7 protein-coding genes and 1 pseudogene are annotated in these 7,246 nt (G+C 64.3%); 2 read left to right on the top strand and 6 right to left on the bottom strand.

From position 1 onward, the window contains the following. Together QOC89_RS04735 and QOC89_RS04730 are read left to right on the top strand one after the other, a co-directional pair. A partial coding sequence (locus QOC89_RS04735; protein WP_323043964.1) for a CDP-diacylglycerol diphosphatase occupies nucleotides 1-630 on the top strand: 630 nt, incomplete at its 5' end. Next, nucleotides 603-923 (top strand): annotated as a pseudogene (locus tag QOC89_RS04730) (fatty acid desaturase); the annotation flags it as partial. The gene QOC89_RS04735 and the pseudogene QOC89_RS04730, both read left to right, overlap by 28 nt. A gap of 10 nt (nucleotides 924-933) precedes the next feature. Here QOC89_RS04730 and QOC89_RS04725 read toward each other — a convergent pair. The 6 genes from QOC89_RS04725 to QOC89_RS04700 all read right to left on the bottom strand — a co-directional run bounded on the left by QOC89_RS04725 (nucleotide 934) and on the right by QOC89_RS04700 (nucleotide 7,246). Continuing rightward, complete coding sequence (locus tag QOC89_RS04725; RefSeq protein ID WP_323043963.1) at nucleotides 934-2,430, bottom strand: amidase; 1,497 nt, start codon at nucleotides 2,428-2,430, stop codon at nucleotides 934-936. Between the two features lie 142 nt (nucleotides 2,431-2,572). Next, nucleotides 2,573-3,241 (bottom strand): GntR family transcriptional regulator, encoded by a 669-nt coding sequence (locus QOC89_RS04720; RefSeq protein ID WP_323043962.1) that lies wholly within the window; start codon nucleotides 3,239-3,241, stop codon nucleotides 2,573-2,575. 76 nt (nucleotides 3,242-3,317) lie between these two features. Beyond that, nucleotides 3,318-4,631: an amidase gene (locus QOC89_RS04715; protein WP_323043961.1), complete on the bottom strand. Its 1,314-nt coding sequence runs from the start codon at nucleotides 4,629-4,631 to the stop codon at nucleotides 3,318-3,320. Between the two features lie 127 nt (nucleotides 4,632-4,758). After that, a complete protein-coding gene (locus QOC89_RS04710; protein ID WP_323043960.1) occupies nucleotides 4,759-5,736 on the bottom strand; it encodes an ABC transporter substrate-binding protein in 978 nt (325 codons plus the stop codon). Then, entirely contained in the window at nucleotides 5,718-6,536 is an 819-nt protein-coding gene (locus QOC89_RS04705) for an ABC transporter permease (protein ID WP_323043959.1), read from the bottom strand. The genes QOC89_RS04710 and QOC89_RS04705 overlap by 19 nt, the downstream gene beginning before the upstream one ends. Beyond that, a complete protein-coding gene (locus tag QOC89_RS04700; RefSeq protein ID WP_323043958.1) occupies nucleotides 6,533-7,246 on the bottom strand; it encodes an ABC transporter ATP-binding protein in 714 nt (237 codons plus the stop codon). The genes QOC89_RS04705 and QOC89_RS04700 overlap by 4 nt, the downstream gene beginning before the upstream one ends.

Raw genomic sequence — 7,246 nt, 5'->3', positions numbered from 1 at the left:
CCCTCGCAACAGACCACCGGTACACCGGGCCAGTGCACGAGCGTCGATCTCGACAAACGCTACGTGATCCTGAAGGATATCGTCGGCCGCTCGCAGCATCTGCTGATTCCGACCGATCGCGTCACCGGCATAGAAAGCCCATTCATATTGGCGCCGAATGCACAGGACTACTGGGTCGATGCATGGGGGTCGCGGTTGTACGTGGAGAAGTCGGTCAAGCGGTCGTTGCCCGACAATCAACTCGGGATCGAAATCAACTCGCAATTCCGCCGCTCGCAAAACCAGTTGCATATCCATATCGATTGCATGCACGGCGACATAAGCGACGCGCTCGCGCGCCACGCGAAAGACGCGCCTGGCGAGTGGCGCTGGGATACGCTGGACGGCCAGCGCTACCGGATCATGCGCGTGACCTCGATCACTCAGGCGAACAATCCGTTTCGCATCGTCGCGCATGACAATAGCGGTTCCGCGGCAATGGCGATGCAAACCATCCTCGTGACGGGGGCTGGGCCATCGGCGCAGAAGGATGGCTGGCTCATCGTGAATAGCGGACTCGATACGGACAACGGCAGCGGCACGGCGGAGGGTTTGCTCGATCACGCGTGCCGGGTGGCGGACGGTGGTTGATATGTCCCTCCGTTCTGCCGAGATGGCTCGCGCATCTGGCCGCACTAGCCGCACTGACAGTGTGGCTGCAACGCGTCTGTGGAATGCCTGCGTGGGCGTTTATCGTGGGCGCGGGCTATGGCTCGTTGTCGCTGGGCTCGATCCGCTCGTTTCACGAACATCGGGCGGCACAGGCTCACGAGCATCGCACCGTCATCAACGAGGCGGCCTGGTTCTGGCGCTTGCTGTTCCTGAACAACAACTATCATCTCGTCCATCACGATCTGCCTGGCGTTCCGTGGTTTGCTCTCAAGCCCCGCATACCTAGCCGCCCGTCACCATCGCCACGGGCGGATCGGTCACGATCGACTTGAGTTCGCTTACCGTAGACGAGAGCGCGCGAAGATCAGGGAGCGGACGGTTCAGTACCGCGTCGTTGCGCAGCGCGTTTTCAAGCGATTCGGCCATGTCAAGCAGCCGCGCGTCGCCGCGAAACGGACCGACGAGTTGCAGGCCGAACGGCATGCCCGCGTGATCGGTACCGCAAGGTAGCGACAGAGCCGGATTCGTGAGCAGCGTGACGACGTAGGTGAGCGCGACCCAGCGGTAATAATTGTCGAGCGGGTGGCCGTTGACCTCGGCGAGATGCCACTGGGACCAGGGAAACGGTGAGATCGACGAGGTAGGCGAGACGATCAGATCGTAGTCGTCGAACTTCGCCTGGAAGCGGCGGAAAATCTTCGTCTGCTCCGCATGCGCCCACACTGCGTCGCGAAGCGACATCGCCTGCGCCATTTCGTAATTGGCGCGCGTGTTCGGGCCGAGCAGCGATGGGTCGCGCTCGTAGGTCTCCCTGAAACTGGCGAGGAAGTTCTGCGCGCGGATCACGTCGAAAGTGCGGTCGGCCTCGCCCATGTCGAGATCCACCGGCTCGCACACCTTGACGTAGCCGGCGAGCGCCGCCATCTTCGCGCGGAAGGTCGCGCGCGTCGCATTGTCGACAGCGCACATGCCGAAGTCTTCCGTATAGCCGATACGCAGCGTGCTGACGTCGAGTGGCTCGCCATGCCCGAATGCCGACCCGGCGATGGGATACCCGAGCGGATCGTTGTGATGCAAGCCGGCCTGGGCGGCCAGTAGCAGCCGGGTGTCCGCGACGTTGCGCCCCATCGGACCACTCACGTCGATCGGCGTCCAGCCGAGCACCTTGCGGTCGATCGGCACGAGGCCCGGCGAGGGCCGGAATCCGACCACGCCGCAAAGCGCAGCGGGAATCCGCAGCGAGCCGCCCGTATCCGTGCCGGTGCAGAGCGGCAGCATATTGGTGGCGAGCGCGACGGCCGAGCCGCCCGAAGAGCCGCCAGCGTTCAACAACGGATTGAACGGATTGCCGGTAGCGCCCCAGACCACATTGCGCGTGTTGGCCCCCGCGCCCATCTCGGGTGTGTTGGTCTTGGCGGTCACGATAGCGCCCGCGGCGCGCAGGTGAGCCACGAAGGCGTTGTCGCGCGCCGGCACGTTGGCGCGAAAAAGCGGCGAACCGTAGGTGGTCAAAAGGCCTGCCGTCTCCTCCAGATCCTTGACGCCGAGCGGCAACCCGTGCAGCGGGCCGAGCGGCTCGCCGCGCACAACGGCCGACTCCGCGCGCCGCGCTTCCTCGCGCGCGCGTTCGAAGCAGGTCGCCGCCATGGCGTTGACGGCCGGGTTGATCGCCTCGATCTGAGCGATGCAGGCGTCGAGCAGTTCGACGGGGGAAAGCTCGCGGCGTCCGATAAGTTCGCGGGCGGTCACCGCCGGGATGGAAATCAGCGAATTGTCCATATGGTGTGTGTTCCTGGAATAAGCGTTGGCTTGGTTGGGCGTCCCGTTCACGGCAACAGGAACGCCTACGTGGTGCCGCCAACCGGTTGGCTCACCTGCGCCCCCAAGGCCAGCGGACGCCAGGCGCGCCGCCTGGGTCGCGCTAACCGTGGGCGAGCTCGGTCGGCGCCCACTGGGCGACACAGGCGACGATCGCGTTGCGCGTGTTTTCGAGGTGTATCCGGCTCTGCTCGCGCACGGACAGCGCATCGCCCGCCCGGAAGGCGTCCAGCAGCTGCGCGTGCTCACGGTTGTTACTCTCCATGAGGTCTTGCTTGACGTGCATCGCCAGCGACACATAGGGACGGGCGACACCCGAAAGGCTTTCGACGATCTCGAACAGGCGTGTTTTCTCCTGACTCCCGATCAGGTGCCGGTGGAATTCCACGTTGAGCAATGCCCATTTTTCGGACGACGGAGTCGCGCTCATGGTTGCGTGACACTCGGTGGCCGCCGCGAGACCGGCGGGCGCCAGCTGCCGGCAAGCCCGCTCCGCGAGCATGGGCTCGAGCAGCATGCGCAGTTCGTAAATCTCGCTCACGTCTTCCGCAGTGAGGCCGCGTATGACGACGCCCCGGTTCGGGTCGATCGACACCAGCCCCTCGGCACGCAGGTCGCGAAACGCCTCGCGGACAGGCGTCGTGCTGACATCCAGACGCTTGGCCACCTCTTCCTGTCTGAGACGCGTATTCGGCGGATACACGCCCTTCAGGATCTCCGCCCTCAATGTTCCGAGGACGTATTCCTGGATGGTTCGATAGGGCCTGCTCAACGTATCCTCCTTTTGCCGCGTCGCCGTGTTAGTGCATGCCGCGCACTATAACCGACACCGGCGCGCTCGCGGCCCGTCAGGCGGATGCCGCTTCGGGATGCCCAGCCGATACGGACGAGGCTGGCCATTGCGCCTGCAACTGGCTTTCGACCCAGGCCGCGATCTGCAGCGTGCGCAGATCGGCGCCGAACTCGCCGACCACCTGGAACGCAAGCGGCAAGCCATTTGCGGTGCGGCCCGACGGCACAGTCACGGCTGGGCTGCCTGTCAGGCTCCATGGTGCGCAGAAGATCCCGTCGCCTGTGTCCGAGAGCCCCGCGGGGGCCTCACCGGGCGCCGACAGGGTCACGAGCGCGTCGCATCCGGCGAGCAGCAGCTTCGATTCGCGACGCAACCGCGCCTGCAACGCAAGGGCAGCCTCGTACTCCGCGACAGGCGTTGCCGCGCCTGCCGCAATCAGCCTATGCATGTGCTCACTGACGAGTTCAGGATGGTTGGCGGCGGTGGGGCCGATCGTGTGCTGCGCTTCGACGCACGCAATGACCTGCACCGCGTCGACCATCGCCTGCATATCCGCGCCGTATTCAAGCTCGACGAGTGTGGCGCCGGCGGCGCGCAAACGCTCGAGCGAGGCCTCGAAGTTCTCCTTCTGTGCCGGCTGCACCCGGTTCCAGAAGGGCGTACGTAACACGCCCAACTGGGCTGGAGGACTGGCGGGGAACCATGCGGCCCATGCATCGAGGCTCGCCAACACGTCCGGCCGGTGCTCGACGAAGAGCGCATGCGCAAGCGCCGTCCCCTCCACCGTCTGCGCGAAAAAGCCGACATGATCGAGCGAGCCCGACAGCGGATGTACGCCATCGCGGGACACCTTGCCGAAACTGGGCTTGTAGCCGACGACTCCACAATAAGCGGCCGGTCGGATGACCGAGCCGACGGTTTGCGTACCGAGTGCAAGCGGCACTATGCCGGCGGCCACGGCAGCCGCTGAGCCGCTCGACGACCCGCCCGGCGTGTGCAGCCGGTTCCACGGATTGACCGTGGGTCCTGGCTCGCGCCAGGCGAACTCGGTCGTCACCGTCTTCCCGAAGATCACGCCGCCCGCCTGTCGGATGGACTCGACGATATGCGCATCCGCCGACGGCTGGTGTCCGCGATAGACCGGCGACCCGTAGGCGGTCGGCATGTCACGTGTATCGATCAGATCCTTGATACCGACCGGCAGGCCGGCGAGCGGTCCGTTGACCGCGGCATCCACGTCATAGGTGTCGGCGCGCGATGTGAACGCGCGCAGCCAGGGTTCGAGTTCGTCGGCACGCGCCTTTGCGGCCGCGAGCCGCGCGCGGGCAACCTGGGCGTCGCCGCGGCTGGCAAGGAGAGTATTCAGCAACGATTGCTTTTGCATTCTGGTGATAGCTTTACTGTTGATTGCGCGAATTGCGTGAATTGCGCGAGGAATCCGGAGCGATTCGAGCGGGTGCCGGCTTGGCGCGAGCGCCCTCTCCCGTCCCCCGTGCCTATTTGCGCGCTGCTGCCGCCGCAAACGAATTGTCCACCGCGCCCGCATAGGTCACGCTGCCCGGCTTGATGTTGCCGAGGGACTCCTGCAAGGCTAGCGCGTTATGGAACGCCTGCTCGGAAATCTCGGGCGTCGTTGCGTAAATCGCCTGGTCGATCATGCGCTGTACAGCGCTGTCGACCACCTTGGGATCAAGCGTCGGAAACTCGGTCCGCGCAACAGCCTTCGCCGTATCGGGCGAGTGCTGGATCAGCGCTTCGGCCTCGCCGATCGATTTCACAAACGCAGCGACCATCTGCGGCCTGGCTTTGATCGTGGAAGCGAGCGTGTCCATGCTGGAGAACACATAGCCACCCGGATAGGCCTTCGGGAATGCGTAGACGACCCGGTAGCCCTGGGACAACCCGGTATCGACCTGCGGCTCGTAAAGCGCCGCCGCTTCGTCGCGCCCCGCGCTGACCGGTGCGAGCTCCGTGCCGATCTGCACGGTGTCGAGCTTCACGTTGGCGAGCTTTTGCTCGCTGAGGAGGCGCTGCAGCAGATAGGTACTCGTCGTCGGCGGCAGCGCAGTGGCCACGCTCCTGCCGGCGAGATCGGACACCGCCTTAACCGGCGAGCCTGGCGGCGCGATGATCCAGACGGGCACGCCTGCAACCACGTTCGCCACATTGACGAGCGATGCACCCTTGAGGTTGGCAAGCATCGCCGTCATCGGGTCCTGCAGCGAAAAGTCCGCGTGAGCGCCGATCACCGCAGCCACTCCGGCTGCGCCGCCGCCGGCCGTCACTTTCTGCACCGTGAGGCCGTTCTTTGCAAACAAGCCTTTGTCGAGCGCTACGTAAAGCGGCAGATACTGAATCGACTGAAAGGCCTGATAAACGACTACCGGCTCGGCAGCAACCGCCATGCGGGCCCCGGAAGCGGCGAGCGCCGCCACAAGGCAAGTGCCCAGAAACTTCACCGTTTTCTTTTCCATGTAATCACCTTTGCTTCCGTAAATTGAACAATCCAACTCAGAATCGATGCCATCACCGTGAGAACGATGATGCCAAGCCACACAGTATTGAGGTCAAACAAAGAGCCAGCGACGAACACTTCATGACCCACTCCCGCCTGCGAAGCGATGTATTCGCCCACCACCGAACCGATCAACGCGAAGCCGATGTTCACGCGCAGCGTCGAGAAGATCCACGGCAGTGCGCCAGGCACGATCAGTTTGCTGAAGATCATGCTCGGCTTCGCCTTGAACGAGCGGAACAGATTCAGCAGGTCCTGATCCACCTCGCGTGCCGCGGCGCACGCGGAAATCATCGCGACCGCGAATGTGGAGATGCCGGCCAGCCAGACTTTCGAGGCCATGTCCGAGCCGAACCAGATGACAATCAGTGGACCGAGCGCAATCTTCGGAATGCTGTTCAGAATGACCGACAGACCTTCGGCCACACCGGAGACTCTCGGCACAAACCAGAGCAACAGTCCGAAGCCGATACCAAGTCCGCTGCCGACCACGAGGCCCATCAGCGTTTCGAAAAGCGTCGTCAGCGTGTCTGTGACGAGTGTGCCCTGCGGCGAGAGGCCCAGCACCGCAGCCCGGTAGATTCCCTCGGGCGAGCCGAACAGGCGGCCGTTGACCCAGCCAAGCGTAACCGCCAATTGCCAGACAGCCACGATCGCGACGACGATCGCGACGACAATGCCGGTCGTGCCAAGCGTTCTGGAACGGCCGCTTGCTGCGCGCTTGCGCGTGACCGTTGATGAGATCGCGACATCGCTCATGCCGAGGCTCCCGCGTGCTGGATTGAGTGCCCGCGCAATCCGTTCCAGATGCGCGAATGGTAGGCACGGAACTCGGGCGCTTCGCGCGCCGATACCGCGGTGCGGGACCCGGAGGTGGAGAGTCGAACGTCGATGTTGTCCTCGATACACGCCGGGCGTCCGCCAAGGAGAATGACGCGGTCGCTCATCGCGATTGCCTCCTCGATGTCGTGCGTTACAAGAATGACGCTGGTGCCGTTTTGCTTGCGCAAGTCCATGACATCGTCCTCCAGCGTCAGGCGGGTTTCGTAGTCGAGCGCCGAAAACGGCTCATCGAGGAGCACGAGCGTCGGTTCGACGAGCAGCGTGCGGGTGAGCGCTACGCGCTGGCGCATGCCGCCCGAAAGCGCGTGCGGATGCGCGTCGGCGAAGGAATCGAGGCCGTAACGCGCCAGCATTTGTCTCGCGCGCTCGATGTCCTCGCGCCGAACCTTGCGATAAAGCTCGATGCCCAGCACCGCGTTTTCCAGCACCGTGCGCCATGGCAGCAGCAAGTCCTTTTGCAGCATGTAGGCGATGCGCCCCTCGCCGCCATCGGCGCGTCGGCCGACTTCCACGCACCCGGATTGCGGCGTGAGCAGCCCCGAAATGAGATTGAAGAGCGTGCTCTTGCCAGCCCCGCTGCGCCCGACGATCGACACGATTTCGCCACTGCCGACGCTGAAATCCAG

Source organism: Paraburkholderia sp., from assembly GCF_034668105.1.
Taxonomy (GTDB): Bacteria; Pseudomonadota; Gammaproteobacteria; order Burkholderiales; family Burkholderiaceae; genus Paraburkholderia.
Note: the sequence above shows the minus strand (reverse complement) of the source record. Positions and strands in the feature narration are given on the sequence as shown.